This window comes from Streptomyces chartreusis, from assembly GCF_008704715.1.
GTDB classification, from domain to species: Bacteria; Actinomycetota; Actinomycetes; order Streptomycetales; family Streptomycetaceae; genus Streptomyces; species Streptomyces chartreusis.
Map to the genome: position 1 here is coordinate 3,067,943 of NZ_CP023689.1, position 25,579 is coordinate 3,093,521.

Here is a 25,579-nt window from a genome sequence, read left to right on the forward strand (position 1 = left end):
GCCCGGCCGGGCTCACTCCACGCCGATGAGCAGCACGGCTCCCTGTCGGCCACCCCGGTACACGACCGTGTCGACGGCGAGGTAGGACTCGCGCACGCGTGCTTCGAGGTGCTCGGCGATCGTCTCGGGCGCCTCGTCGCCGAGGACGAGGGTGACGAGTTCGCCGCCCGCGGAGAGCATGCGGTCGAGGACGCCCTCGGCGGTGGCGGTGACGTCCGTGCCGATCACGGCGACGTCGCCGTCGATGAGGCCGAGGACGTCGCCGGCCTGGCAGATGCCGGCCATGGTCCAGGACTGGCGTTCGGCGACGGCGACCTCGGCGTAGCGGGTCGCGCCGGCCGCCGAGGTCATCGACACGACGTCCTCGTCGAAGCGGCGGTCCGGCTCGTGCACGGCGAGTGCCGCGATGCCCTGGACCGCGGAGCGGGTGGGGATCAGCGCCACGCGGATGCCCTCGGTGCGGGCCTGCTCGGCCGCGGCGGCCGCGGTGTGCCGCAGCTCGGCGTCGTTGGGCAGCAGCACGACCTCGCGCGCGTGGGCCCGCCGTACGGCCTGAACCAGCTCCCCGCTGGCGGGCGGCTCCCCGGGGCGGGCGAGGACGGTGGTCGCGCCGGCCTCGCCGTACAGCCCCGCCAGGCCCTCGCCGGGCACGACGGCGACGACGGCCCGCTGGACGCGCTCCCGGGGCAGCTGCTCACCGGTGGCGTGCGCGTCACCGGCCCCGAAGTGGGTGATCCGGATCCGGTACGGCCGGCCGGCCTCGACGCCGGCTTCCACGGCTGCCCCGGCGTCGTCGACGTGCACATGGACGTTCCACAGTCCGTCGCCGCCGACGATCACGAGGGAGTCCCCGAGCCCGTCGAGCCGCCCCCGCAGCCGCGCCACGGCCGCGTCCTCGGCCTCCAGGAGGTAGATCACCTCGAAGGCCGGCCCGCCCGCGTCCAGGACGTCGGCGCAGTCCTCGGCCTCGGTGAGCGGGGTGCCATTACCGGCGGCGGCCGGTGCCACGCGTGCGTGCGCCCCGGCGACCGCGGGCACCGCCTCCCCCGTGAACGTCTCCACCAGCGCGCCCAGCACCGCTAGCAGCCCCCGCCCCCCGGCGTCGACCACCCCCGCGCGCTCCAGGACCGCCAGCTGTCCGGGCGTCGCGGCCAGCGCCGTACGCGCCCCTTCGTAGGCCGCCCGCGCGACGGCGCCGCAGTCGTCGCCCGCGGCGCCGTGGGCCGCGTCGGCGGCGGCCGAGGCGACCGAGAGGACGGTGCCCTCGACCGGGTGGGCCACGGCCTGGCGGGCGGAGTCGGAGGCCCGGCGCAGGGCGAGCCGCAGACCGGACCCGTCGGTGTGAGCCGTCTCACCGTCGGCGAGCACCTGGGCCATGCCCCGCAGCAGCTGGGCGAGGATCGTGCCGGAGTTCCCGCGGGCGCCTATGAGGGCGCCGTGCGCCATGGCCCGGGCCGCGTCGGCGAGGGTGGGCCTGCCCACGTCGTAGGCGGTGAACACGGCCTCCACCGCGGCGACCGCCGACTCCACGGTCAGATACAGGTTGGTGCCGGTGTCCCCGTCGGCCACGGGGTAGACGTTGATCGCGTCGATCTCCTCGCGGGCGCGACCGAGCGACTCCAGCGCGAGGCCGCACCAGGTGCGCACCGCGAGAGCATCGAAGAATGTCTGCGGCACCTGCGCCACCTGCGCCTCCTTGAACGGCCGAACGTGGCACGCAGCGTAGACCCAGAGCCGGTGGGCGCCGGAAGAGGGCCGGGAGCGGGCCCCTGAGCAGCCATGGTAGTTTCGTTGGACTGGCGCAGTCGTTGTATGCTGCTCCGGTTGCCCGATGAAAATCGGGCCGTCCCCTGGCAACGCCACTCAGATCTCTGATCGTAGATCTCGATCCCGGCCTGCCGGGATTATCCGTAAGAGCATCTGAAGTCTTTGGAGTGACCCGTGGCTGCCAACTGCGACGTCTGCGGCAAGGGGCCGGGCTTCGGCAACAACATCTCGCACTCGCACCGCCGTACGTCCCGTCGCTGGAACCCGAACATCCAGCGCGTGCGTACCGTGGTCGGCGGGACGCCGAAGCGCGTGAACGCCTGCACCTCGTGCATCAAGGCCGGCAAGGTCTCGCGCTGACGCCCACAGCTGAGCGCGCGGCCACTGCTGGTTCGCTGCATTGAGCCGGTCCACCTCGGTGGACCGGCTCTTTGCTGTGCCCGCCGACTCCCGGTGACCGAAAGCGGCCGCCCGAGGGCTACGCGCCGGCGCGGAACCGCCACCCGTGATCCACGGGACCGATGCCCCCGCCGAGCGCGAACCCGGCCTCGATCGCCCCGGTGACGTACTCCTTCGCCGCCGTCACCGCCTCCGGTACGGCGAGCCCCTTCGCCAGGCCCGAGGCGATCGCCGAGGCGAGCGTGCAGCCCGTCCCGTGGGTGTGGCGGTTGTCGTGCCGCGGCGCCCGCAGCCAGTGCTCCGCGGAGCCGTCGGTGAGCAGGTCCACGGCGTCCCCGGGCAGATGACCGCCCTTGATCAGCACCCAGCGCGGCCCGTACTCCAGCACGGCCGCGGCGGCCTGCCGCAACTGCTCCTCGGACTCGACGTGCACCCCGGTCAGTTGCGCCACCTCGTCGAGGTTCGGCGTCGCGACGGTCGCCACGGGCAGCAGCTTCGTACGCACCGATTCCAGCGCGGACGACGCGAGCAGCGAGTCACCGTGCTTCGAGACGCCGACGGGGTCGATCACGGCGGGCGCGTCGGTGCCGCCGATCAATTCGGCGACCGCCTCGACCAGTTCGGCGGAGGCGAGCATGCCGGTCTTGACCGCCTGGACGCCGATGTCGTCGACGACGCTGCGGTACTGCGCCCGCACCGCCTCCGCCGGCAGCTCCCAGGCCCCCTGCACACCGAGGGAGTTCTGGGCGGTCACCGCGGTGATCACGCTCATGCCGTGCACGCCGAGCGCGAGCATCGTCTTCAGGTCGGCCTGGATGCCGGCGCCGCCTCCGGAGTCGGAGCCGGCCACCGTGAGGACGCGCGGGATCATGACTCGATGTCCCCGCCGAAGTGGTCCCAGCCGCCCTTCCTGGTCCACGGCGCCCCGTCCACCGTGACCTGGGGCAGCGCCGAGGGGTTGAGGACCTCGCCGATGACCTTCCAGCGGGCGGGCAGCTTCACGTCCGGCGGGAAGGTCGCCACGATCGCGTGGTCCTCTCCCCCGGTCAGCACCCACTGCATCGGGTCGACGCCGACGGCCTGCCCGATGTCGTTCATCTGGGTCGGGATGTCGATCGCGCCCGAGCGGATGTCGATACGGACCTTGCTGGCCTCGGCGATGTGCCCGAGGTCGGCGATCAGCCCGTCGCTCACGTCGCACATCGCGGTGGCGCCGAGCCCTGCGGCGGCCGGCCCGGCGTGATACGGCGGCTCGGGACGCCGGTGCGCCTCCACGAAGGCGCGCGGCGAGCGGAATCCCCGGGCGAGCACGGCGTATCCGGCCGCGGACCAGCCCAGCCAGCCCGTCACGGCGACCATGTCGCCGGGCTGCGCGCCGGCCCGCGTGACGGGCTCCTGATTGCGCAGATCGCCGAGCGCGGTGATCGACACCATGATCGTGTCGCCGCGTACGACGTCGCCGCCGACCACCGAGGCGCCGGCGACCTGGCACTCGTCGCGGATGCCGTCCATCAGCTCGCTCGGCCAGGTGACCGGGAGTTCGGCCGGCACGACCAGGCCGAGCAGCAGCGCGGTCGGTACGGCTCCCATGGCGGCGATGTCCGCGAGGTTCTGCGCGGCGGCCTTGCGGCCGACGTCGTAGGCCGTGGACCAGTCGCGGCGGAAGTGCCGTCCCTCCAGCAGGATGTCCGTGCTGGCGACCACCCTGCGGTCGGGCGCGGCCACCACCGCGGCGTCGTCGCCCGGACCGACCCGGACCGCCGGGGTGGTGGTGAGACGGGAGGTGAGCTCCCTGATGAGCCCGAACTCCCCTAGCTCACCAACAGTGCCCTTCATTGCCCTTACGCCCCTTCTGTCCCGGTCCGCACCCGGTCGCGCGTCCCTGCGGTGCTCGCTACGGTCGAGATGTACGTCAACTTCGGTCGTCCCCGCACCACGGCGCGGGGTCCCTGGCCATCGAGGGTCTCCCCGTGACGAGCGGCGACGCGATACCGTGGCGTTCCTTTTCCCCACATGATCCTCGTGGCCGCCCTGGAGGTTCCGTGGTACAGGCGTACATCCTGATCCAGACTGAGGTCGGCAAGGCGTCGACCGTCGCCGAGACGATCAGCAAGCTCCCTGGAGTCATCCAGGCCGAGGACGTCACCGGACCGTACGACGTCATCGTGCGCGCCCAAGCCGACACGGTCGACGACCTGGGTCGCATGGTGGTCGCCAAAGTCCAGCAAGTGGACGGCATCACCCGCACCCTGACCTGCCCGGTCGTACATCTGTAGCCCCCGTCTACCCTTGGCCGGTGAACTCTTTCCGTCACCGGCGCTTTGCTGTCATCGGGCTGCCCGCGTTCGTCCTGCTGGTCACCACCGCGGGCTGCTCATCAGCAGACGGCAGCGCGTCGGCAGCGGTTCCCAGCCCCGGTACGAAGGCCACGAAGTTGTGCCGGAACCTCGACAAGGCGCTGCCGGCCGAGGTGGACGGTGCCGACCGTGAGGATCCCTCGCCCGCGTCGACGCTGACCGCGGGCTGGGGAGACCCGGCGATCATACTGCGGTGCGGTGTCGTACGGCCGTCGAAGATGAGCGACCCCGCGGTGGCCGAGGGCAGGGACGACGAAGCGGTGGCCGGTGGCGTGAACGGCGTCAGGTGGTTGATGGAGGAGGACGGCGACGGGGGTTACCGGTTCACCAGCGCATTGCGTCGCGCGTACGTCGAGGTCACCGTGCCGAAGGGCCGGGACAGTTCGAGCGTGCTGATCGATCTGGCCGCGGCCGTGAAGAAGGCGATCCCCGAGGGGATCGCCGACTGACCATCTCGGTGGCGCCTACCTGAGCCCGGTCGAGCGCCGCAGCGCGGCCTCGATCAGCCGGTCCACCAGGTCCGCGTAACCGATCCCGCCGGCCTGCCACATCTGCGGGTACATCGAGATAGGCGTGAAGCCGGGCATCGTGTTGATCTCGTTGATCACGAACTCCCCGTCCTCGGTGAGGAAGAAGTCCGCGCGCACCAGGCCCTCGCAGGAGGCCGCCTCGAAGGCGTCCACGGCCAGGCGCTGCACTTCGGCCGTCTCCTCGGGCGTCAGCGGCGCCGGCACGATGCCGGGCGTGGAGTCGATGTACTTGGCCTCGAAGTCGTAGTACGCGTGCGCGTCCGGCGGCGGGATCTCCGCCGGGACGGAGGCGCGCGGGCCGTCCTCGAACTCCAGCACCCCGCACTCGATCTCCCGGCCGCGCAGAGCGGCCTCGACGAGGATCTTCGGGTCGTGCCGCTGCGCCTCGGCGATCGCGTCGTCCAGGCCCGACAGGTCCTCGACCTTGGTGATGCCGATCGACGAGCCCGCGCGGGCGGGCTTCACGAACAGCGGCCAGCCGTGGTCGCCGGCGAGGTCGATGATCTTCTTGCGGGCGGCGGACTCGTCCTGCTCCCACTCACGCGGCCGGATCACCACGTACGGGCCCACCTTGAGCCCGAAGGAGGTGAACACCCGCTTCATGTACTCCTTGTCCTGGCCGACGGCCGAGGCCAGCACGCCGGAGCCGACGTAGGGCACCCCGGAGAGCTCCAGCAGGCCCTGGAGGGTGCCGTCCTCGCCGTAGGGGCCGTGCAGCACCGGGAAGACCACGTCGATCTCGCCGAGCGCCTTGGGCACCGATCCGGGCTCGGTGTAGACGACTTCGCGGTTCGCGGGGTCGACGGGGAGCACCACGCCGCCCTCGCCGGTCTCGGCCAGCTGCTCGACGTTGGGCGTACGGCGCTCGGTGATCGCCATGCGTTCCGGTTCGTCGGCGGTGAGCACCCAGCGGCCGCTCTGCGTGATCCCGATCGGCAGGACGTCGTACTTCGTCCGGTCGATCGCGCGCAGGACGGCGCCGGCGGTGACCATGGAGATCCCGTGCTCGGAGCTGCGGCCGCCGAACACGACGGCCACACGCGGCTTGCGCTGCGGCTGGTCTGGGCTCTGGGGGAGGTTCTCGGTGCTCATATCGCGTTGAGCGTACCCGCCCGTAGGGTCCGAGTCAGCGTCCGGAGGGTGGCGTCCCCCGGGCGTCGCTCAGCGTCGCTCGGGCTTGGCGCTGCGCGACATCAGCTCCTTGAGGGCGACGACCGGAGGCTTGCCCTCGTGGACGATGCCGACGACCGTCTCCGTGATCGGCATGTCGACGCCGTGCCGGCGGGCCAGATCCAGCACGGACTCGCAGGACTTGACGCCCTCGGCGGTCTGCTTGGTGACCGCGATGGTCTCCTGGAGGGTCATGCCCTTGCCGAGGTTGGTGCCGAAGGTGTGGTTGCGCGACAACGGCGAGGAGCAGGTCGCCACCAGGTCACCGAGGCCGGCGAGTCCGGAGAAGGTCAGCGGGTCGGCACCCAGCGCGACCCCGAGCCGGGTCGTCTCGGCGAGGCCGCGGGTGATCAGCGAGCCCTTGGCGTTGTCGCCGAGGCCCATGCCGTCCGCGATGCCGACGGCGAGGCCGATGACGTTCTTCACGGCTCCGCCCAGTTCGCAACCCACCACGTCCGTATTGGTGTACGGGCGGAAGTACGGCGTGTGGCTGGCGGCCTGGAGGCGTTGGGCGACGGACTCGTCGGTGCAGGCCACGACGGCCGCGGCGGGCATGCGGGAGGCGATCTCACGGGCCAGGTTGGGGCCGGTGACCACGGCGATGCGGTCGTGGCCGACCTTGGCGACGTCCTCGATGACCTCGCTCATCCGCATGGTGGTGCCGAGTTCGACGCCCTTCATCAGCGACACCAGGACCGTGCCCGGCGCCAGCATCGGCGTCCACTCGGCGAGGTTGGCGCGCAGGGTCTGCGAGGGGACCGACAGCACCGTGAAGTCCGCGCCGGCCATGGCCTCGGCGGGGTCGGTGGTGGCCCGCATGCCCTGCGGGAGCTCGACGCCGGGGAAGTAGTCGGGGTTCGTGCGGGTCGAGTTGATGGCGTCGGCGACCTCGGGGCGGCGGGCCCACAGGGTGACGTCGCAGCCGGCGTCGGCGAGGACGATGCCGAATGCCGTGCCCCACGAACCGGCACTCAGGACTGCCGCCTTGACGGGCTTGCTCACGTGCCCTGCCCCTCTTCCTGCTCGGCCTTCGCCTGCGAGTTGTTCTGCGCGGCGGTCCTGCGGCGCTGCTCGATGCGCTCCTGGCGCGGGTCGTACGTCGTCTCGGGCGCCTTCTCGCCGCGGATCTCCTCCAGCTGGCGGGTGATGGCGGCCATGATGACCTCGGTCGCCTCCTTGAGGAGGTCCGGGGTCATCTCCTTGTCGTAGAACTCCGCCAGGTCCACGGGCGGGCCCGCGAGCACCTGGTGGGTCTTGCGCGGAAGGAGGTTGGGCTTCTTGGCATACGGCGGCAGCAGTTCGTTGGCGCCCCACTGCGCGACCGGGATCACCGGGCACCTCGTCTGCAGGGCCACGCGCGCGGCGCCGGTCTTGCCGGTCATGGGCCACTGGTCGGGGTCGCGGGTGATGGTGCCCTCCGGATAGAAGGCGACGCATTCACCGCGCTCCACGGCGTCGATCGCGGCGCGGAAGGCGCTCAGCGCGTCCGTGGTCTCCCGGTAGACGGGGATCTGCCGGGTGCCGCGCATCGCGGCGCCGACGAATCCCTTCTTGAAAAGCCCGCTCTTCGCGAGGAATCGCGGAACACGGCCGGTGTTGTACTGAAAGTGCGCGTACGCGAAGGGATCGATGTGCGAATTGTGGTTCACCGCGGTGATAAATCCACCCTCGGCCGGAATGTGCTCCATTCCACGCCAGTCCCGCTTGATCAGAACCACCAGCGGCGGTTTGCAGAGCACCGCTGCGAAGCGGTACCAGAAGCCGATTCTGCGGCGGGGCACGCGTGCACCTTCCTCTAGGAATCAAAGGACGTCGGGCCTGGGGGCCGCACAAGTCTCGCCCCAGGCCGCCGGTCTGTCGAGAACACCGTACGCCTCGCGGCCGCGACCGCCAGATGGCGCTGGTGACGGCTGAGTGACAATGACCGCGACTAGAGAGGGACGGAACGCCAGTGCAGTGGACCTTGGTCGTACCCCTGAAGCCCTTGGCCCGGGCGAAGAGCAGGCTTTCGGACACCGCGGCGGACGGATTGCGCCCGGGCCTGGCCCTCGCCTTCGCGCTGGACACCGTGGCCGCGGCGCTGGCCTGCCCGGCGGTGAAGGATGTGGCCGTCGTCACGGGCGACGCCCTGGCCGGGCGCGAGCTGGGCGCACTTGGCGCGCACATCGTCGGCGACGAACCCGGCGGCGGTCTGAACGCCGCGCTGGCGCACGCTGCGGGCGTCGTACGCACTTCCCGCCCCGAAACCCCGGTAGCCGCCCTGAACGCCGATCTTCCGGCACTGCGCCCGCTGGAATTGGCCCGGGTACTGGACGCGGCGGCGGAATTCCCGCGCGCTTTTCTCCCCGATGCGGCAAAGATCGGTACGACTCTGCTGGCCGCTTCCCCCGGCCATGAATTGCGCTCGGCATTCGGCACGGATTCCCGCGCCCGTCATCGCACGTCCGGTGCGGTGGAACTGCTCCTCGACGCGGTGGACTCCGTGCGCCAGGACGTGGACACCGGCGCGGATCTGCGCGCCGCACTGGTCCTGGGCGTGGGCCCGCGTACAGCGGCGATGGCGGCACGGCTGCTGATCAAGGAACAGTGACCGCCACGCCCTTGAGGGCGCGGGTCCGGGTCTGAAATGCGGCTCCGCCGCGCGGGCACGAACGGCCCCCACGGCACCGCCCCGACACACAACCCGTCGTAGGCTGACGACCATGCAGGCCACCTCATACACCTACGACGCCGAAACCCGCACCGGCAGCGTCCTGCTGGACGACGGCACCCCGGTCCCCTTCGACGCCCCGGCCTTCGACGCGGGCGGCCTCCGCCTGCTGCGCCCCGGGCAGCGGGTCCGCATCGAGACGGAGGGCAAGGGCGAGTCCCTGCGCATCACGCTGGTGACGTTGCAGACCTTCTGAACCCGGTACAGGGCACCGGAACACGCCGCGGGCCGGACTCCGTACGGAGTCCGGCCCGGCGCGTGAGTGCCCCTGTGCGGTCCTACCTGCTGCGCGTGGTCCTCTTGGCGGTGGACTTGCGCGCCGTCGACTTCTTGGCCGGCGCCTTCTTGGCGGTGGCCTTCTTCGCCGGGGCCTTCTTCGCCGTCGCCTTCTTGGCGGTGGCCTTCTTCGCCGCGGTGGCCTTCTTGGCGGCGGCCGTGGTCTTCTTGGCCGTCGTCTTCTTCGCGGTCGTCTTCTTGGCGGCAGCCGTCGTCTTCTTGGCCGTCGTCTTCTTCGCGGTCGTCTTCTTGGCGGTGGCCTTCTTCGCCGCGGTGGTCTTCTTCGCGGCAGCCTTCTTGACCGTCGCCGAGGCACCACCGGTCAGGCTGCCCTTGGGCGCCTTCTTGACGGCGACCTCGCCGCCCCGCGGGAGCTTCTTCGAGCCGCTCACCAGGTCCTTGAAGCCCTGACCCGCACGGAAGCGCGGAACGGAGGTCTTCTTGACCCGAACCCGCTCGCCCGTCTGAGGGTTACGGGCGTACCGGGCGGGACGGTCGACCTTCTCGAACGAACCGAAGCCGGTGACGGAGACCCGCTCACCCGAGACAACCGCGCGGACGATCGCGTCCAGTACGTGGTCGACAGCATCGGCGGCCTGCTGGCGGCCGCCCATCTTGTCGGCAATCGCTTCTACGAGCTGCGCCTTGTTCACGTCTTCCCCTTCGGAGACATCGCCAGAACGAAAGTGTTCAAGCTTTTTCGCACGTTAGGCAGATATATACCGCAAATCAAACACGAAACGGGCTAATCACCCTTGTGCCGCAACAGACTCGACTGTCTCGAAGGTGTTCAGCGTTCCTCTTCGGGGAATCGCCCCGCGTCGAGATCCGCCATGAACCGCTCCAGACGCCTTGTCGCTTCGGCGACGTCGTGCTTGGCCGCGGCCGTAATGACCAGCAGCTTCCGGGTCAGCGCCATCCGTACGCCCTCCGGGACTTGCAGTGCACGCACTCTTGTGTGCGCTTCCTTGAGTTGGTCCGCGACTGCCGCATAGAGCTCGAGTTGGCCGTCGTGTTCCATGCACAGATTGTGCCATCTGGGGCGAGTTGTCGCCTGCCAGGGGTGCAACTCCGGCCTCAAATGGCCTTCCGGGCACTTGCGGAAGTCACCGTCGCACCACTCGCGTACCCCCACAACACCCGCCCTAACGTGGGAAGTTGAGCGGGGCACGTATCTGCCGCAGGACCGTTCGGGTGCAGACATGCCAGTACCCCCGATCGGGCTGATCGGGGGTACTGGGAGGGTGTTGCGGTGTCCGAAAGTCGCCTTGCGGGCGGCTCTCGGCTCAGCCCTGGAGCGTCCGCGGCTTGAACGACGGCCGCTTCGCCTCGTAGGCGGCGATGTCGCCCTCGTTCTGGAGGGTGATCGAGATGTCGTCGAGGCCGTTCAGCAGCCGCCAGCGGGAGTTCTCGTCCAGCTCGAAGGGGGCGGTGATGCCCTCGGCGCGCACCTCACGGGCCTCCAGGTCGACCGTGACCTCGGCCTGCGGGTCCTTCTCGGTGAGCTCCCACAGCGCGTCCACGATCTTCTGCTCCAGAACCACCGTGAGCAGGCCGTTCTTGAGCGAGTTGCCGCGGAAGATGTCGGCGAAGCGCGAGGAGATGACGGTCTTGAAGCCGTAGTTCTGCAGCGCCCACACGGCGTGCTCACGGGAGGAGCCGGTGCCGAAGTCGGGGCCGGCGACCAGCACCGTGGCGCCCTCGCGCTCGGGCCGGTTGAGCACGAACTCCGGGTCCTTGCGCCAGGCCTCGAACAGCCCGTCCTCGAAACCGTCCCGGGTCACCTTCTTGAGCCAGTGAGCAGGGATGATCTGGTCGGTGTCGACGTTGGAGCGGCGCAGCGGAACGGCCCGGCCGGTGTGCTTGGTGAATGCTTCCATGACTTCTCAGACTCCAGCGGGCGTACGGGTCTCGGCGTCGGACAGGTCGGCCGGGGAGGCCAGGTGGCCCAGGACCGCGGTGGCCGCCGCGACCTGCGGCGACACCAGATGCGTACGGCCGCCCTTGCCCTGCCGTCCCTCGAAGTTGCGGTTGGAGGTGGACGCGGAGCGCTCACCCGGGGCCAGCTGGTCCGGGTTCATGCCCAGGCACATCGAGCAGCCCGCGTGCCGCCACTCGGCGCCGGCCTCCTTGAAGACGACGTCCAGGCCCTCGGAGACGGCCTGGAGACCGACCCGCGCGGAGCCGGGCACGACCAGCATCCGTACGCCGTCGGCGACTTTGCGGCCCTGCACGAGCTCGGCGGCGGCGCGCAGGTCCTCGATACGGCCGTTGGTGCAGGAGCCTACGAAGACGGTGTCCACCTTGATGGAACGCAGCGGCTGACCGGCCTCCAACCCCATGTACTCCAGGGCCTTTTCGGCGGCGAGGCGCTCCGAAGCGTCTTCGTACGAAGCAGGATCGGGGACGGACGCCGAAAGCGGCGCGCCCTGGCCCGGGTTGGTGCCCCAGGTGACGAACGGCGACAGCTCGGCGGCCTCGATGACGACCTCGGCGTCGAACTCGGCGTCCGCGTCCGTCTTCAGCGTCTTCCAGTACGCGACGGCGGCGTCCCAGTCCTCGCCCTTGGGCGCGTGCGGGCGGCCCTCGAGGTAGTCGAAGGTGGTCTGGTCCGGGGCGATCATGCCCGCGCGGGCGCCGGCCTCGATCGACATGTTGCAGATGGTCATCCGGGCCTCCATCGAGAGCTTCTCGATGGCGGAGCCGCGGTATTCCAGGACGTAGCCCTGGCCGCCGCCCGTGCCGATCCGGGCGATGATCGCCAGGATCAGGTCCTTGGCGGTCACGCCGTCGGGCAGCTCGCCGTTGACCGTGATGGCCATGGTCTTCGGGCGGGCCATGGGCAGCGTCTGGGTGGCCAGCACGTGCTCCACCTGGGAGGTGCCGATGCCGAACGCCAGACCGCCGAAGGCGCCGTGGGTGGAGGTGTGGGAGTCACCGCAGACGACGGTCATGCCCGGCTGGGTCAGGCCCAGCTGCGGGCCGACGACGTGCACGACACCCTGCTCGACGTCGCCCAGCGGGTGCAGGCGCACGCCGAACTCGGCGGCGTTCTTGCGCAGCGTCTCCAGCTGCACCCGGGAGACCGGGTCCGCGATGGGCTTGTCGATGTCGAGGGTCGGGGTGTTGTGGTCCTCGGTGGCGATGGTCAGGTCGAGCCGGCGCACCGGGCGACCGCTCTTGCGGAGGCCGTCGAAGGCCTGCGGGCTGGTCACCTCGTGCAGCAGGTGCAGATCGATGAAGAGGAGGTCGGGCTCGCCCTCGGCGCGCCGGACGACATGGTCGTCCCAGACCTTCTCCGCGAGTGTCCTACCCATCGCTTTCCCTCCGGCCGGCATACGGTCCACCGGCCCAACTAGAGATCTTGAGAAGGCGACCGGCGCCCGCGCCCCTGCTTCCGGGCGTCCGCCGCCAGGCCCGTTCGGTTCACGGGCCGCTCTGCCTTCGTTCTTCCAGAGTGGCGTGTTCCACGGAAAATTGAACTTGCGTTTCACAGAGTGAGACGCGAGTATCGTTGCATGGACAACAGTAGCGGCGTCGGCGTTCTGGACAAGGCAGCCCTTGTCCTGAGCGCCCTGGAGTCCGGTCCGGCCACCCTCGCAGGGCTCGTCTCGGCCACCGGACTGGCACGACCCACGGCCCATCGACTGGCCGTGGCTCTGGAACACCACCGCATGGTGGCGCGTGACATGCAGGGCCGTTTCATTCTCGGCCCTCGCCTGGCAGAACTGGCCGCGGCCGCGGGAGAGGACCGTCTCCTCGCCACCGCGGGACCGGTGCTCACCCACCTCCGTGACATCACGGGCGAGAGCGCGCAGCTCTACCGCCGCCAGGGCGACATGCGTATCTGCGTCGCCGCGGCGGAACGCCTGTCCGGCCTTCGGGACACAGTCCCGGTCGGCTCGACGCTCACGATGAAGGCCGGTTCGTCGGCGCAGATCCTCATGGCCTGGGAGGAGCCGGAGCGTCTGCACCGCGGCCTCCAGGGCGCCCGCTTCACGGCCACCGCGCTCTCCGGCGTACGGCGCCGGGGCTGGGCCCAGTCGATCGGCGAGCGCGAGCCGGGCGTCGCGTCCGTCTCCGCGCCGGTGCGCGGGCCGTCGAACCGCGTGGTCGCCGCCGTCTCGGTCTCCGGCCCCATCGAGCGCCTCACCCGCCACCCCGGCCGCATGCACGCCCAAGCGGTGATCGACGCGGCCTCCCGCCTCTCCGAGGCCCTGCGCCGCACGGGCTGAGGGCATCACCGTACGTCGGGACAGGGCAGCCTCAACGCCGCGGCGGCCCTTCTCCGACGGTCAGGTGACGCACCTCAGGGGCGCGGGGAACTGCGCGACCAGCCACATACGGCCCGCACCCACCCCGCATCCGAAGCCCCGATGGCGCAGAACCCGCCACCACCGGCCGTCCGCGACACCGTCGCGGCTGGTCGCGCAGTTCCCCGCGCCCCTAGGACGTCGCAGTCCCGGACCTGTGCGCGAACCGGTCCTTCGCATACCGGCCCCGCCGCTCCACCGGCACCTGCCCGTGCGCCGCCGCCAACCCGAACGCCGGCATGTCCGCGTAGATCGACTCGTACGCCCCCTCGGGCACCACGTACGCCTCGTGCCAGATGCCCACGTGCCCGCGCGCCTTCCCGGCCCGCTCCTTGCGGTTGATGATCCCCCACACCTTGTGATGGAACATGTCCGGCGCCGCGGCGTACGCGTACAGCTTCTCCTTGGACTCCCAGTACTGGACGATGTAGTACGTCCGCGGCGAGGCCGTGAGCAGCACGCGCCCCAGCAGCCCCCGGTCGCTGTCCCGCGCAAGCTCCCCCAGCATGCGGAACATCGACAGCATGACCGGCAGCCACTGGTGCACCGCCCAGAAGTGGTTGATCCGCATCCCGATCAGCAGCACCACCACATCGCCCTCGGCATCCGCGGTCGTACGACCCAGCACCGGCTTCGCGAACACGGCGTCCCCCATGACTCCCTCGTCGGATAGCGGCACTATCCTTCTGCGCGATGTTTGGATAGTGGCACTTCCCAATGAGAGGCGCAAGACATGCGGCTGGCCGAGCTCAGCGAGCGCAGCGGGGTGCCCATCGCGACGATCAAGTACTACCTCCGTGAAGGCCTGTTGGCGCCGGGCCGGCAGATCAACGCCCGCACCGCCGAGTACGACGAGGAGCATCTGCGCCGGCTGCGCCTGGTGCGCGCGATGATCCAGGTCGGCCGGGTGCCGGTGGCGACGGTCCGCGAGGTGCTCGGCCATGTCGACGACGACGCCCTCCCCCGCACGATCCGTATGGGCGCGGCCCTGTGGGCCCTGCCGCAGGTGCCCGAGCCGGACGAGGAGGACGAGCACGTCCGGTCCGCGCACGAGGTGGCCGATCAACTGCTGGAGTCCCTGGGCTGGTCGAACGCCCAGGCCCTGGTCACCATCTCGCCCTCCTACCGTTCACTGGTGGTCGCGATGGCCGCGCTCAGACGGCTCGGCTATGACTGGGACCCGCAACTGCTGCTGGCGTACGCGAGGTTGATGCACGGAGCGGCCGCCCTCGACCTGGACTTCGTGGAGACCCACGGCTCGGAGGCGGAGAAGGTCGAGGCGGCGGTCCTGGGGGCGGTCCTGGTCGAGCCGATGCTCCAGGCCCTGCACCGGCTCGCCCAGGAGGAGGAGTCCGCGCGGCGGTACGGCTTCGGCGAGCAGGAGTGACGCAGGCACGACGAAGGCCCCCCACCGAAGTGGAGGGCCTTCACTGTGTGTACCCCCGACCGGATTCGAACCGGCGCTACCGCCTTGAGAGGGCGGCGTGCTAGGCCGCTACACAACGGGGGCGTGGATCTTACGTTTCCGCAGATCCGAGCTGGTCTACCTGGACTCGAACCAAGAATGACGGTACCAGAAACCGTAGTGTTGCCAATTACACCATAGACCAATGTGGTTTAAACCAGTTCGTACCCCCGACCGGATTCGAACCGGCGCTACCGCCTTGAGAGGGCGGCGTGCTAGGCCGCTACACAACGGGGGCCCTAGCGATCCTGCATCGAAGTCGGCGGGAGCTACCCGAAACCGTCCTCGCGGGAAGGATCTGTACCCCCGACCGGATTCGAACCGGCGCTACTGCCTTGAGAGGGCAGCGTGCTAGGCCGCTACACAACGGGGGCTTTGCAGATGAGCTCTGCGAGCTGGCCTACCTGGACTCGAACCAAGACTAACTGAACCAGAATCAGTCGTGCTGCCAATTACACCATAGGCCACTGGAACGCAAGCCCCTGCGGGGATCTTGTTCTAGTTTGCTCCTCCGGTTCCCGGCCTTTCGGCCCGCTCCCCGGCGGCGCAGGAAGAACATTACCTGAAGGTGGACGGGGCTCCAAAACGGGTATCCGCGCCGAGGATCGCGGGGAGTTCGGCGAGGGAGGCGATCCGGCGCGGCCCTCCGGGGCCGTCGTCGCTGGTGTACGCCCCGCCGCGGTCGATCCACACCGACAGCAGCCCGGCGTCCGCGGCACCACGCCCGTCGATCTCGGGGTGATCCCCGACATACGCCACCTGGTGCGGGGCGAGGTCGAGGGCGGCACAGGCGGCGTGGAAGGCGCCGGCCTCCGGCTTGGAGACGCCCAGCTCGGCGGCGCACAGGATCGACTCGAAGCGGTCGTGGACGCCGAGGACACGCAGCTTGCGGTCCTGGACGGTGAGGCTGGAGTTGGACAGCACCGCGTGCCGATGGCTGCCGGCCAGGGCGTCGAGGACGGGCAGGACGTCCGGGAAGAGGGCCCAGGCCGCCTCGTAGTGCCCGATGTAGCGCTCGAACCACTCGTCGGCCTCGGCGTCGGTGAGCTCCGTACCCAGGAAGACCCGTACGCGATCACGGCGCTGGCCCTGGAAGGTCGCCTCGCCCGCGGAGAACCTCGCCCACTGGGCGTCGGTGACCCGGCGCCAGCGCACGAGGGCCTGCTCGACGCTGTCGTAGCCGTCGAGCAGACCCTCGGCCAGCAGATGTCCCCGCATTCCGGCGCGGTCGGCGGCGGTGTAGTCGAAGAGGGTGTCGTCGACGTCCCACACCACCGCGCGAATGCTCATGATCCGACGGTAACGCGGACGCCGGGAGCGTGTCCGTCAGTTGACCGTGGTCGTCCCGGTCACGGTCAGGGCCGGTCCCTCGGCGTCGCGGGGCTGGGCGGTCAGTTTCCAGGCGTACGTGCCGCTCATGACCCGGCGGCCGTCCTCCCCGTAGGCGTCCCAGGCCGGGCGGACGGCGGCGCCCTGGGTGCTGCCCGTCAGCGTTCGCACGACCCTGCCACTGCTGTTACTCAGGGTGAGTGTCCAGGTGGCGGGTTTGTTGAGCTGCCAGACGGGCCGCCAGGGGGTGCCGATGGTCGGGCCGAAGGGCACCGCGTCCGTCTGGCTCTCCATCTGCGCGAGCGCCGAGGCGGGGACGCCGCTGTTGACGATGGACACCTCGCCGTTGGTGCCGTTGAGGTAGGCGATGTGGCCGCCGAAGCGGTCGACCGCCCAGCGGCCGTTGCTGCCTCCGGTGTTCCAGTCCTGGGTGGGCAGCTTGACCAGGGTGCGGGTGGCGGCCGTGCCGGTGTGGAAGTCGGTGAGCAGCAGCTCGCGCGTGGTGCGGTTCTCACGGATCAGGTAGCCGTCGGCGAGGCGGGCCGGGCCGTTGTCGGCCGGGACCGTGATCTTGCGGCCCGTCGCCCGGTCGTAGACGCCCGCGGTGGAGCCGCAGGACCAGTACAGCCAGGTGTTGACGGCCTGGATGTCGGTGGGGGTGCAGGGCGCGCCGGTGGCCACGGTGCCGACCGTCTGGCCGGTCTTGAGGTGCTTGCCGACGACCGCGCCCTGGGTGGTGCCGGGGGTCCACAGCACCTGACCCCAGACGGCTGCCGCGGTGCGGGGGCGGGTGAGGACGGTGGTGCCCTCCGTCGTGCCGTTCGGGAAGTCGACGACCCGCTGGGTGCCGGAGCCGCCGTTGTAGAGCACGTATCGGCCGCTGCCACTGGGGATACGGCCGCCTGAGTCGCCCGTGGGCTCGTTGCGGATGGTCGTGGTGTCGAGGCCGATGTCGAAGACGGACTCCTTGCCCTCGGAATCGGTCGACAGGTAGGAGGCGCGGCCGTCGCCCAGAGCCTCCAGCTGTGGACAGGCGGCGTCGCCGGTGAGGCAGGTGCTCACGTTCAGGGCCGGACTGCGAGGAGTCTGCTGCCCGGTGGGCCTGCCCATCGCGTCCAGCTGGAAGCTGTTGAAGCGGGAGTAGCCGCCGGGGGTCGTGGCGCCGTAGAGGAACAACTCGCCGCCGGCGAGAGCCAGTCCGTTGACACCGGTGGCGTAGGCGGGGATCTGGGCGACCTTCTCCGTGGTGACCCCGCCGTCCTGGGTGGGCGTGATGCGGTGGACGTTCCAGTCGATGCCGGAGGGCCCGGCGGTGGCGAGCGCCCCGCCGTCCAAGGTGGGGCCTATGCCGCCGAAGGACGCGCTGAGCACGGTGGTGACAGTGCCGGTCACCAGTGAGCCGGCGGTCAGCGCGGGCTGGGTGCCGCCCGGGATGAAGTCCGGGTTGCCGGTGAGGACTTGGTCGCCGACGACGGCTTCGAGGTAGCCGGGACCGCGGCTGTACGAGGTGGGCTGCGTGCCCGGCTCGGCGTCGACCCGGATCGCTTTCGAGCCCGCGACCAGCCACCGGTCGTTGAAGACGACCTCCGGGTCCGCCGAGAAGCCGCTCACGTAGGTGCGGAAGGCTCCACCCGCGAGGTCGACGAGACCGACCGAGCTCGTGCCGTCCAGCGTGTACAAGACCGCGAGGCGGCCGACCGAGCCGCCGGTGACGTAGGCGGTGGGCTGAGCGCCCGTGGGAAGCCCGGCGACCGGGAAGTCCGTCGTGGTGCCGTCGGCGGCGGCGCGCAGTACGTGCAGGGTGCCGGCGGTGTCCCGCGTGAGCACGCTCCAGCCGACGGCGGCCGCGTAGGTCTGGCCGGCCGGGATCGTGACGGTGGCGGTGACGTTCGTGGAGCGGTGCCGCTGCGTCACCGTTGAGCCGCTGCGGGTGTTGACGACGTCGGTGCCGGTGGCCAGGTCGTCGGGGCCCGCGTGCGCGGGCGGTACGACGTCCGGGTAACCCACCCAGGCGGTGGAGTTGCCGACGTACGAGTGGTACTGGAATCCCGACGCGCCGGCCCACTGGTAGTCGATCTCGATCCGCTTCTCCGTGCGGAGCCGGACCGTCCCCACCGGCGAGTCCGCGGCCTGCGCGGGCACCATCGGCAGCGCACACGTCAGAGCCACCGCTCCGCTGAGCGCGACCGTGGCAAGTCTTCGTGAACGAGTCACGTTCCCTCCCCCTGAAAACCAGGTGCACACGCTGATCATGTGCACGGGGGACATCCAACGTGCCCTCGTAGAGCGGCAGTTGGCCGGAAGGGTGAACTCCCGGTGACGGCTGGGCGGACATGCGAAGGGCGGCGTCCGAACCGGACGCCGCCCCGCTGTGAAAGTGCTACGCGGCCAGCTTCGCGAGCGCCGCGTCGATCCGGGCCAGGGTCGTGTCCTTGCCCAGGACCTCCAGGGACTCGAACAGGGGCAGACCCACCGTGCGGCCGGTGACGGCGACGCGGACCGGGGCCTGGGCCTTGCCGAGTTTGAGACCGTGGGCCTCACCGGCGGCCAGGACGGCCTCCTTCAGGGACTCCGGGGAGGCCCAGTCGGCGGCGTCCAGCTTCTCGCGGGCGGTGCGCAGCAGGGCGTCCGAGCCCTCCTTCATCGCCTTCGTCCAGGACGCCTCGTCGAAGACCGGCTCCGCGAGGAAGAGGAAGTCGACGTTGTCCGTGATCTCCGACAGGACCTTCAGACGGGTCTGCGCGTGCGGGGCGATCGCCTGCCACTTCACCTCGTCGAAGGCCTCGGGGGCCCAGGGGGCGAACGGGGCCTGGAGCCAGGGGCGGCAGCGCTCGGTGAAGTCCTTCACGTCGAGCAGGCGGATGTGGTCGCCGTTGATCGACTCGCACTTCTTGAGGTCGAAGCGGGCCGGGTTGGGGTTCACGTCCGCGATGTCGAAGGCCGCGACCATCTCGTCCATCGTGAAGATGTCCTGGTCGGCGGAGAGCGACCAGCCCAGCAGGGAGAGGTAGTTGAGCAGGCCCTCGGGCAGGAAGCCGCGCTCGCGGTAGAGGTTCAGCGAGGACTGCGGGTCGCGCTTGGAGAGCTTCTTGTTGCCCTCGCCCATGACGTACGGCAGGTGGCCGAAGGCCGGGGTCCGCTTGGCGATGCCCAGCTCGGTCAGCGCCTTGTACAGGGCGATCTGGCGCGGGGTGGAGGAGAGCAGGTCCTCGCCGCGCAGGACGTGGGTGATCTCCATCAGGGCGTCGTCGACCGGGTTGACGAGCGTGTACAGCGGGGCGCCGTTGGCGCGGACGATGCCGTAGTCCGGGACGTTCTCCGGGGTGAAGGTCAGCTCGCCGCGGACCAGGTCCGTGAAGGTGATCGTCTCGTCGGGCATGCGGAAGCGGACGATCGGGGCGCGGCCCTGGGCCTTGTACTCCTCGACCTGCGCGTCGGTCAGGTCGCGGCAGTGGCCGTCGTAGCCGGAGGGCTTGCCGGCGGCGCGGGCGGCCTCGCGGCGGCTGTCCAGCTCCTCCTGGGAGCAGTAGCAGTGGTAGGCGTGGCCGCCGTCCAGGAGCTTGGCCGCGACGTCCTTGTAGAGGTCCATGCGCTGCGACTGGCGGTAGGGCGCGTGCGGGCCGCCGACCTCGGGGCCCTCGTCCCAGTCGAAGCCCAGCCAGCGCATCGAGTCGAGCAGCTGGGTGTAGGACTCCTCGGAGTCGCGGGCCGCGTCGGTGTCCTCGATACGGAAGACCAGCGTGCCCTGGTGGTGCTTGGCGAACGCCCAGTTGAACAGGGCGGTGCGGACCAGGCCCACATGGGGGTTACCGGTGGGCGAGGGACAGAATCGGACGCGGACTGGGGAGCCGGGTGCGCTAGCCACGCTTGACAACCTTGTTGGTGAGAGTGCCGATGCCTTCGATGGTGACGGCGACCTCGTCGCCGACGTTCAGGGGGCCGACCCCTGCCGGGGTGCCCGTGAGGATCACGTCGCCGGGGAGCAGCGTCATGGCCTCGGTGATGTTGACGATCAGATCCTCGATGCGGTGGATCATCTCGCTGGTGCGGCCGAGCTGGCGCTGCTCGCCGTTGACGGTGAGCTGGATGGTGAGGTCGGACGCGGCCTGAAGGTCCAGGCCGGTCTCCACCCAGGGGCCCAGCGGGCAGGAGCTGTCGAAGCCCTTGGCCCGCGCCCACTGCTTCTCGCGCTTCTGGACGTCCCGGGCGGTGATGTCGTTGGCGCAGGTGAAGCCGAAGATGACGTCCTTGACGCGCTCGCGCGGGACCTCGCGGCACATACGGCCGATGACGACGGCCAGCTCGGCCTCGTGGTGGAGGTCCTCGGTGAAGGACGGGTACTGGATCTCGTCGCCGGGGCCGATCACCGCGGTGGAGGGCTTGAAGAATGCGAACGGGGCGTCGGGCACCTCGTTGCCGAGTTCGCGCGCGTGCTCGGCGTAGTTGCGGCCGAAGGCCACGACCTTGTTGGGGAGCACCGGGGGCAGCAGCCTGACCTTGCTCAGCGGGACCTTCGTGCCGGAGAGCTCGAATTCCGCGAACGGGATGCCCTTGATGATGTCGAGGACGAGCTCGTCCGGCCTGTCGCCCTCGACCGCGCCGAAGGCGACGTTCCCGTCGATGGAGAATCTGGCGATGCGCACGGGATCTTGCGCCCCTCACTTGAGCCGGCTGGAGTCTGACGCTCCAGGCTAGCGCGGGGAGGGGCGGGCGCCTCGCCCATTGTCGCGGGCACCAGCACGGTCGCGGGCCGTCGCGCGGAAGCCGTCACAGGGGCCGACTGTTCGTACGTGATTGAACAATCGGCCGAGGTCCCGCGTACTACTGGGCGGCGGCGGTGACGGGGACCGTTTCCAGGATGGTGCGCCGGGGGTTCGCGGTCTGGGCGGGAAGATCGACGGAGTGCTCCGGCTGCTGCGGGATGTGCAACCCCTCGGCGTCGGCGAGGTGGGCCAGCGTCGTGCGCCGCGGGTTGGCTATCGTGCGGATCATCGTCGTCTTCACGGCTGTACTGGGTCCTGTCGTCGCGGGGTTGGCAGAATCATCCCTCTTGTAAAACGTCAGGCTAAACATGCAATTCCCGCGAGAAGCCGCGAAGACCGCTTGATCGGTATGTGAGTTTGCTCACGGCCCGATGGATAAACCGGTCAATTCAGGCTCGCATTCCAGCCCGACGAAACGGACATTAACCCCCTGAACCCGTCATTCCGCTCCTGATCATGGCGACTGGGACACCTCTCGCGCACGAGCGGCTCGCGGGCAAAAGTCCGTTATGAGGGAGATTAGTTTCTACGGCAGGTAATCTCGCACTCACGTGGCGTCACGTATGTCACGGCTCGGCCTACGGGCCTTGTTGGAGATCCTGCGCTGTGCTGGAATCTCACGGACCGCCGCAGGATCTAGCCGGCGCACAGGGGGCGCACCGAGCGCCGAGTGGCGGCGAGATAGGGGGAACCAGCGCCGGTCACTCACGACCATCAGGGAGCGTGTTCAGGACGCTCTCTAATACGCCGACACCGTGTCCGTCCGTTCACGCGGAAGGACGCCTGGTCCAGAGGTTGCGACGCTAGTGCAGGGACGTTTCAAGAGGGATGGCAGCGCTTCGGCGGAGCCGGAGCACGGCGGGACCGACCGAGGTCCCTCGGCCCAGCACGCCCAGAACCCGGGCCCGACCGCGTCCGTGGACGGCGGTGAGCGCTCCGGGCGCCCCGCCGTGTCGGCGTCTTCGAGCACGGCGAACCCCACCGCACCGCCGGCCAAGGCTCCGAAGAGCCCCGGCCCGGGATCGCGAATAGCCCTGCGCAACTGGCGTATCTCCACACGCCTCGTCGCGCTGCTGACGCTCCCGGTGGTCGCGGCCACCTCGCTGGGTGCCCTGCGCATCAGCGACAACATGGACGACATCCAGCAGCTCGAGAACATGCGGCTGCTGACGGACATGACCAAGCGGGCCACCGAGCTGGCGGCCGCGCTCCAGGAGGAGCGCGACCAGTCCGCCGGTCCCCTCGCGCACGGCGCCAAGGCCTCCGACTACACGGTCAAGGGCTACCGGGACAAGACGGACCGGGCCATGTCGGGCTTCATCGAGGCCTCCGAGGAGATCGACGACAACAGCAAGGACGGCAACCTCAAGGGCGTCCGCGACAACCTCGTCCAGCTCGTCGGCGACCTCAACGACATCGCGAGGATCCGCAACACGGCCTACGAGGCCGACGGCAACTCCACCCAGACGGTCGAGGCCTACCACCGGCTGATCACCAACCTGCTGAGCCTCTCCCAGGACATGGCCGAGGCGACCAGCAACCCGGAGATGATCCAGAGCACGCGTGCTCTGTCCGCCTTCTCCACCGCCAAGGAGTACGCCTCCATCCAGCGAGCGGTCCTCGCCGCGGCGCTCCCCGCGAACAACACCTCGCGCGGCGACCTCACCGAGAACGACCGCCTCTACGCGTCCTCCGCGCTGGCGAGCCAGAAGTCCGAGCTGCGTCAGTTCAAGAGCATCTACGGCGCCGAGTCCGCCGAGCTGCTCAAGCCCATCGAAGAGGGCAACCCGACGATCGCGGCCACCGACAAGTACGCCGGCCGCGCGCTCGGCAACCCCAACGGCCTCGCCGACCTGGACCGCCGCTCCTACCGCGACTGGGTCGACGACAGCACCACCAAGCTCCAGGGCATGCGCGCCATCGAGACCACGCTGCTCGAGGAGATGGAGCAGAAGGCCCGCGAGCTGCGCAACGCCTCCGAGCGCGAGGCGATCATCTCCGGTGCGCTGATCCTGATCGTGCTCGGTGTCTCGCTCGTCGGCGCCTTCGTCGTCGCCCGCTCCATGATCCGCTCGCTGCGCCGCCTGGAGGAGACCGCCACCAAGGTCGCCCAGGACCGGCTGCCCGAGCTGGTCAAGCAGCTCTCCGAGTCGGACCCGCAGGACGTCGACACCTCCGTCGAGTCGGTCGGTGTGCACTCCAAGGACGAGATCGGCCAGGTGGCCGCGGCCTTCGACGACGTGCACCGCGAGGCGGTCCGCCTCGCCGCCGAGCAGGCCCTTCTGCGGGGCAACGTCAACGCGATGTTCACCAACCTCTCGCGTCGCTCCCAGGGCCTCATCCAGCGTCAGCTCTCGCTCATCTCCGAACTGGAGTCCCGCGAGGCCGACCCGGACCAGCTGTCCTCGCTGTTCAAGCTCGACCACCTCGCGACCCGCATGCGTCGTAACGGTGAGAACCTCCTCGTCCTCGCCGGTGAGGAGCCCGGCCGTCGCTGGACCCGCCCGGTCCCGCTGGTCGACGTGCTCCGCGCCGCCGCGTCCGAGGTGGAGCAGTACGAGCGCATCGAGCTGGCCGCGGTGCCGACCACCGAAGTGGCCGGCCGCGTGGTCAACGACCTCGTGCACCTCCTCGCCGAGCTGCTCGAGAACGCGACCTCCTTCTCCTCGCCGCAGACCAAGGTCAAGGTCACCGGTCACGCGCTGCCCGACGGCCGTGTGCTGATCGAGATCCACGACACCGGTATCGGCCTCTCCCCCGAGGACCTCGCGGCGATCAACGAGCGGCTCGCCTCGCCGCCCACCGTGGACGTCTCCGTCTCCCGCCGCATGGGCCTCTTCGTGGTCGGTCGTCTGTCGCAGCGGCACGGCATCCGTATCCAGCTGCGCCCGTCCGACTCCGGTGGTACGACCGCGCTGGTCATGCTCCCGGTGGACGTCGCCCAGGGCGGCAAGAAGCCGGCCGGTGGCAAGCCCGGCCCGAACGGCCCCGGTGCCTCCGGTGGTCCGGCCGCCGCGCAGGCCGCCGCCGGTGCGGCAGCCGCGCGTCGTCAGGCCCAGGCCGGCGGCGGTGCCCAGGGTGGTGCGCTCGGCGCCGGTGCCTCCGGCGGTGGCCGGCTCGGTGCCGGCCAGGGACCGCGGGCCGCGCTGCCCGGCCGTGACGGCGGGCCGCAGGGTGGACCGCGCGGACAGCAGGGTCCCGGCAACCCGCCGCAGGGCCGGCCCGCTCCGGCCGGTGCGGGCGCCGGTTTCGGCGGCCAGGCCCCGGGTGCTGGGCAGGGCATGCAGTCCGCGGGCATGGACGCGTTCGGAGGCCAGGACGCCTTCGGTGGCAACCGTGGCCGCGAGCAGTCCCGCCCGGGCGGCTCCCAGGCTCCGCAGTCGCCGCCCTCCGGTGGCGAGAAGGGCCGTCGCGGCCGTACGCCGCAGCTGCCGCCGCGCGGTGGTCCGCGTGCCGAGCTGCCGGGTGCTGGCCAGCCCTCCCGCCCCAGCTGGAGCGACGAGAACGCGCAGCCGCCGGTGCCGCGCGCCTCGCTCGACGCCCCGCGCGGGCACGACGAGGACCCCGCACAGACCTCCCGGATGCCGCGCATCGACGACCGGCAGGGCCCCGGCTCCACCTCGGAGTTCGCCCGCCCGGACTTCGACGCCCCGGCCCCCGGCGGCTACAACCCGCAGAACACGGGCCAGTTCGCCCGTCCGGGCGGGCCGCAGAACGGCGCGAACGGATCGCAGAACCCGGGTCAGTTCGTCCGCCCGGACGTCTACGGCTCCCAGGGCCAGAACAACCCGTCGCAGACGGGCCAGTTCGCCGCACCGCAGGCGTACGACGGCAGCTCGACGGGGCAGCACGCCCTGCCCGGCCGCCAGAACGGCGACTCCACCGGCCAGTTCGAGCGGCCCCAGGTCAACGGCACCTACGGCGGCAACCCCGGCCTCGTCGGCCCGGCGCAGCCCCCGGTCCCGCCGCGTCCGCAGCAGCGGCCGCGCCAGGAGCCCGAGGCCCTGCCGCCCGCGACGGGTCCCGGCGACGGACGTACCCCGCTGTACGACACGCTGGAGACCAACTGGTTCCACGGCGGTCCGCAGGGACGTCAGCCCGGTGCCGGCGGCTCCGCCCCCACGTCCGCTCCGCACCAGGAGCCGCAGGCTCCCGCCGAGCGGCCGCAGCAGTCCTCTGCTCCCCAGCGTCCCGCGTCGACCGCCTGGCGCAGCTCGCCGAACGACGATCTCGTCCGGCAGGCTGAACGCGTCAGGCAGCCGGCCGCGGGCGGTGTCACCACCTCCGGCCTGCCGCGCCGGGTGCCCAGGGCGAACCTCGTCGCGGGTACGGCTCAGCAGCAACAGCACCAAACCGGTCCGCAGGTCTCGCGTGCGCCCGATGACGTACGCGGTCGGCTGACCAATCTCCGTCGGGGTATCGCACAGGGTCGTCAGGCCGGTACCGGTACCGGTCAGACCGGCAGCTTCCCGAGCCCCACTCACCAGCAGGAGCGTTAGT

General features: G+C 70.5%; 24 protein-coding genes and 5 tRNA genes. 8 read left to right on the forward strand and 21 right to left on the reverse strand.

Annotation, left to right across the window (positions count from 1 at the left end; all coding sequences use genetic code 11):
- Positions 1 to 12 precede the first annotated feature (12 nt).
- Positions 13 to 1,686 (reverse strand): DAK2 domain-containing protein, encoded by a 1,674-nt coding sequence (locus CP983_RS12755; RefSeq protein ID WP_150499668.1) that lies wholly within the window; start codon positions 1,684 to 1,686, stop codon positions 13 to 15.
- A 255-nt stretch (positions 1,687 to 1,941) separates the two neighbouring features.
- Between CP983_RS12755 and rpmB the strand changes: the two genes are divergently transcribed.
- Positions 1,942 to 2,127, forward strand: coding sequence for a 50S ribosomal protein L28 (gene rpmB / locus CP983_RS12760; RefSeq protein ID WP_003993230.1), 186 nt, complete (start codon positions 1,942 to 1,944; stop codon positions 2,125 to 2,127).
- A 118-nt stretch (positions 2,128 to 2,245) separates the two neighbouring features.
- Here rpmB and thiD read toward each other — a convergent pair whose 3' ends face one another.
- Both thiD and CP983_RS12770 read right to left on the reverse strand, forming a co-directional pair.
- The gene (gene thiD, locus CP983_RS12765) at positions 2,246 to 3,037 is read right to left on the reverse strand and encodes a bifunctional hydroxymethylpyrimidine kinase/phosphomethylpyrimidine kinase (protein WP_150499669.1); all 792 of its coding nucleotides are present in this window, start codon (positions 3,035 to 3,037) and stop codon (positions 2,246 to 2,248) included.
- Positions 3,034 to 4,002, reverse strand: a complete 969-nt coding sequence (locus CP983_RS12770; RefSeq protein ID WP_107902439.1) for a thiamine-phosphate kinase — start codon at positions 4,000 to 4,002, stop codon at positions 3,034 to 3,036. Before CP983_RS12770 ends, thiD begins: the two co-directional genes overlap by 4 nt.
- A gap of 206 nt (positions 4,003 to 4,208) precedes the next feature.
- Here CP983_RS12770 and CP983_RS12775 point away from each other — a divergent pair, with 206 nt between their 5' ends.
- A complete protein-coding gene (locus CP983_RS12775) occupies positions 4,209 to 4,442 on the forward strand; it encodes an Lrp/AsnC family transcriptional regulator (RefSeq protein ID WP_030952852.1) in 234 nt (77 codons plus the stop codon).
- A gap of 20 nt (positions 4,443 to 4,462) precedes the next feature.
- Positions 4,463 to 4,972, forward strand: coding sequence for a DUF3515 domain-containing protein (locus CP983_RS12780; protein ID WP_150499670.1), 510 nt, complete (start codon positions 4,463 to 4,465; stop codon positions 4,970 to 4,972).
- A gap of 15 nt (positions 4,973 to 4,987) precedes the next feature.
- Here the strand turns inward: CP983_RS12780 and CP983_RS12785 are convergent, their stop codons facing one another.
- From CP983_RS12785 to CP983_RS12795, 3 genes are all read right to left on the reverse strand, one after another.
- Positions 4,988 to 6,145, reverse strand: coding sequence for a D-alanine--D-alanine ligase family protein (locus tag CP983_RS12785; protein WP_150499671.1), 1,158 nt, complete (start codon positions 6,143 to 6,145; stop codon positions 4,988 to 4,990).
- A 69-nt stretch (positions 6,146 to 6,214) separates the two neighbouring features.
- A complete protein-coding gene (locus tag CP983_RS12790; RefSeq protein WP_030952858.1) occupies positions 6,215 to 7,225 on the reverse strand; it encodes an NAD(P)H-dependent glycerol-3-phosphate dehydrogenase in 1,011 nt (336 codons plus the stop codon).
- A complete protein-coding gene (locus CP983_RS12795; RefSeq protein ID WP_150499672.1) occupies positions 7,222 to 8,004 on the reverse strand; it encodes a lysophospholipid acyltransferase family protein in 783 nt (260 codons plus the stop codon). The genes CP983_RS12790 and CP983_RS12795 overlap by 4 nt, the downstream gene beginning before the upstream one ends.
- A 170-nt stretch (positions 8,005 to 8,174) precedes the next feature.
- Between CP983_RS12795 and cofC the strand changes: the two genes are divergently transcribed.
- Complete coding sequence (gene cofC / locus CP983_RS12800) at positions 8,175 to 8,813, forward strand: 2-phospho-L-lactate guanylyltransferase (RefSeq protein WP_208852835.1); 639 nt, start codon at positions 8,175 to 8,177, stop codon at positions 8,811 to 8,813.
- A gap of 112 nt (positions 8,814 to 8,925) precedes the next feature.
- Positions 8,926 to 9,129, forward strand: coding sequence for a hypothetical protein (locus tag CP983_RS44430; RefSeq protein ID WP_030955515.1), 204 nt, complete (start codon positions 8,926 to 8,928; stop codon positions 9,127 to 9,129).
- Between the two features lie 82 nt (positions 9,130 to 9,211).
- Here the strand turns inward: CP983_RS44430 and CP983_RS12805 are convergent, their stop codons facing one another.
- The 4 genes from CP983_RS12805 to leuC all read right to left on the reverse strand — a co-directional run bounded on the left by CP983_RS12805 (position 9,212) and on the right by leuC (position 12,526).
- A complete protein-coding gene (locus CP983_RS12805) occupies positions 9,212 to 9,862 on the reverse strand; it encodes an HU family DNA-binding protein (protein ID WP_150499673.1) in 651 nt (216 codons plus the stop codon).
- Between the two features lie 137 nt (positions 9,863 to 9,999).
- Positions 10,000 to 10,230, reverse strand: a complete 231-nt coding sequence (locus CP983_RS12810) for an SCO5555 family protein (protein WP_019755408.1) — start codon at positions 10,228 to 10,230, stop codon at positions 10,000 to 10,002.
- A gap of 265 nt (positions 10,231 to 10,495) precedes the next feature.
- A complete protein-coding gene (gene leuD / locus CP983_RS12815; RefSeq protein WP_107902450.1) occupies positions 10,496 to 11,089 on the reverse strand; it encodes a 3-isopropylmalate dehydratase small subunit in 594 nt (197 codons plus the stop codon).
- A 6-nt stretch (positions 11,090 to 11,095) separates the two neighbouring features.
- Positions 11,096 to 12,526, reverse strand: a complete 1,431-nt coding sequence (gene leuC, locus CP983_RS12820) for a 3-isopropylmalate dehydratase large subunit (protein ID WP_107902452.1) — start codon at positions 12,524 to 12,526, stop codon at positions 11,096 to 11,098.
- Between the two features lie 201 nt (positions 12,527 to 12,727).
- On the opposite strand from leuC, the gene ndgR reads away from it, so the two are divergent.
- A complete protein-coding gene (gene ndgR / locus CP983_RS12825; protein WP_107902454.1) occupies positions 12,728 to 13,444 on the forward strand; it encodes an IclR family transcriptional regulator NdgR in 717 nt (238 codons plus the stop codon).
- A gap of 211 nt (positions 13,445 to 13,655) precedes the next feature.
- Here ndgR and CP983_RS12830 read toward each other — a convergent pair whose 3' ends face one another.
- The gene (locus tag CP983_RS12830; protein WP_150499674.1) at positions 13,656 to 14,177 is read right to left on the reverse strand and encodes a DUF4188 domain-containing protein; all 522 of its coding nucleotides are present in this window, start codon (positions 14,175 to 14,177) and stop codon (positions 13,656 to 13,658) included.
- A gap of 78 nt (positions 14,178 to 14,255) precedes the next feature.
- On the opposite strand from CP983_RS12830, the gene CP983_RS12835 reads away from it, so the two are divergent.
- On the forward strand, positions 14,256 to 14,909 hold the full coding sequence (locus tag CP983_RS12835) for a MerR family transcriptional regulator (RefSeq protein WP_107902456.1): 654 nt from the start codon (positions 14,256 to 14,258) through the stop codon (positions 14,907 to 14,909).
- A 50-nt stretch (positions 14,910 to 14,959) separates the two neighbouring features.
- Here the strand turns inward: CP983_RS12835 and CP983_RS12840 are convergent.
- The 10 genes from CP983_RS12840 to CP983_RS12885 form a co-directional block, all read right to left on the reverse strand.
- Positions 14,960 to 15,032, reverse strand: a tRNA-Glu gene (locus CP983_RS12840).
- 28 nt (positions 15,033 to 15,060) lie between these two features.
- Positions 15,061 to 15,132: transfer RNA gene (locus tag CP983_RS12845), tRNA-Gln, on the reverse strand.
- A gap of 20 nt (positions 15,133 to 15,152) precedes the next feature.
- Positions 15,153 to 15,225 (reverse strand) — tRNA-Glu (locus tag CP983_RS12850).
- A 63-nt stretch (positions 15,226 to 15,288) separates the two neighbouring features.
- Positions 15,289 to 15,361 (reverse strand) — tRNA-Glu (locus CP983_RS12855).
- 21 nt (positions 15,362 to 15,382) lie between these two features.
- Positions 15,383 to 15,454, reverse strand: a tRNA-Gln gene (locus tag CP983_RS12860).
- 91 nt (positions 15,455 to 15,545) lie between these two features.
- Positions 15,546 to 16,277 (reverse strand): HAD family hydrolase, encoded by a 732-nt coding sequence (locus CP983_RS12865; protein ID WP_150499675.1) that lies wholly within the window; start codon positions 16,275 to 16,277, stop codon positions 15,546 to 15,548.
- Positions 16,278 to 16,313: 36 nt separating this feature from the next.
- Entirely contained in the window at positions 16,314 to 18,530 is a 2,217-nt protein-coding gene (locus CP983_RS12870; protein ID WP_150499676.1) for a FlgD immunoglobulin-like domain containing protein, read from the reverse strand.
- Positions 18,531 to 18,696: 166 nt separating this feature from the next.
- Positions 18,697 to 20,181: a glutamate--tRNA ligase gene (gltX, locus tag CP983_RS12875; RefSeq protein WP_150499677.1), complete on the reverse strand. Its 1,485-nt coding sequence runs from the start codon at positions 20,179 to 20,181 to the stop codon at positions 18,697 to 18,699.
- On the reverse strand, positions 20,174 to 20,959 hold the full coding sequence (locus CP983_RS12880; protein WP_030950242.1) for a fumarylacetoacetate hydrolase family protein: 786 nt from the start codon (positions 20,957 to 20,959) through the stop codon (positions 20,174 to 20,176). The genes gltX and CP983_RS12880 overlap by 8 nt, the downstream gene beginning before the upstream one ends.
- A 178-nt stretch (positions 20,960 to 21,137) precedes the next feature.
- Positions 21,138 to 21,320, reverse strand: coding sequence for a hypothetical protein (locus tag CP983_RS12885; protein ID WP_107902464.1), 183 nt, complete (start codon positions 21,318 to 21,320; stop codon positions 21,138 to 21,140).
- Positions 21,321 to 21,885: 565 nt separating this feature from the next.
- Between CP983_RS12885 and CP983_RS12890 the strand changes: the two genes are divergently transcribed.
- Positions 21,886 to 25,578, forward strand: a complete 3,693-nt coding sequence (locus CP983_RS12890; protein ID WP_150499678.1) for a nitrate- and nitrite sensing domain-containing protein — start codon at positions 21,886 to 21,888, stop codon at positions 25,576 to 25,578.
- Position 25,579 lies beyond the last annotated feature (1 nt).